This is a genomic window from Streptomyces europaeiscabiei, from assembly GCF_001550375.1.
Classification (GTDB): Bacteria; Actinomycetota; Actinomycetes; order Streptomycetales; family Streptomycetaceae; genus Streptomyces; species Streptomyces europaeiscabiei.
Window position 1 is genome coordinate 1 of the sequence record NZ_LRTR01000346.1, and the last position, 931, is coordinate 931.

Annotated in this window: 1 pseudogene; it reads right to left on the reverse strand. The window is 78.0% G+C overall.

From position 1 onward, the window contains the following. Nucleotides 1–931 (reverse strand): annotated as a pseudogene (locus AWZ10_RS16560) (FHA domain-containing protein); the annotation flags it as partial.

Below are 931 nucleotides of genomic sequence, written 5' to 3' on the forward strand. Positions count from 1 at the left end.
AGCAGCCGCGCCGACTGCGGCAGCGGCGCCGACACCCGCGCCTGCCGGTCCCCGGCCGCCCCGTCCGTCCGCAACGGTGCCAGCGCCCGCGCGAACCGCTCCGCCCACGCCACCGACACGGCGTCCAGTGTGGCCACCGTGCCGTGGTTCAACAGCCCGGGTGCCTCGTCCGGGTCGAACGAGGTGATGTCCTGGGTGCCGGGACGCGTCCGCTCGTCGGCGCCGAGGAGCGCGTTCCCCCCGAGGTCGATGTGGGTGTGCGTACGGCTCACCGAGGCAGGGTCCGCCTGGGCGGAGCCGTGGGCGGCGTCGGAACGGCCGGAGTGGTCGGAGTGGTCGGGGCGGGGGCGGCTCGACGGCGCGTCGGCGTCCGTACCGCGCGCGTGGTCGGCGGAGGACGCGGGGCGCGCGGCCCCCGTACGGCCGGAGCCGGGCGGACCCGATGCCCCGGACAGGGTTCCCGTGCCGTACCCGGCGGAGGTGACGCGCAGCAGTCGCAGCGCCGTGGCGACGTCACCGCTGAGCAGGGCGACGGCCCCGCACGCGCGGAACGCGGGCGAGACCTCGCAGGCCGCCGAGTACGTCTCCGTCACCGGTGAGGCGGGTGACGCGGACTCCGTCTCGGCGAGGCACACGACATGGATCCCGGCCAGGGGCCCCTCCTGCGCCAGCCGCACCACGGCCTCCCGCACATCGGCGCCCCCGGGGTCCCCGTCCACGATCACCACCGTGTACGGCCCCGTGAAGCCACCGCCCGCCGGTCCGTCCTCCCGAGCCCACGACGGCCGACGCACGGCCCGTCGCCCGGAGCCGCCCTCGGCCGTCCCGTGCACCGCCCCACCGCGATCGACCCCGTGACCCGCGAGGCCCCCGGCTCCAGCCCCGGCCTCTGCCGTACACCCGGCCGTGCGGCGCTCCGGCTGCCCGGACC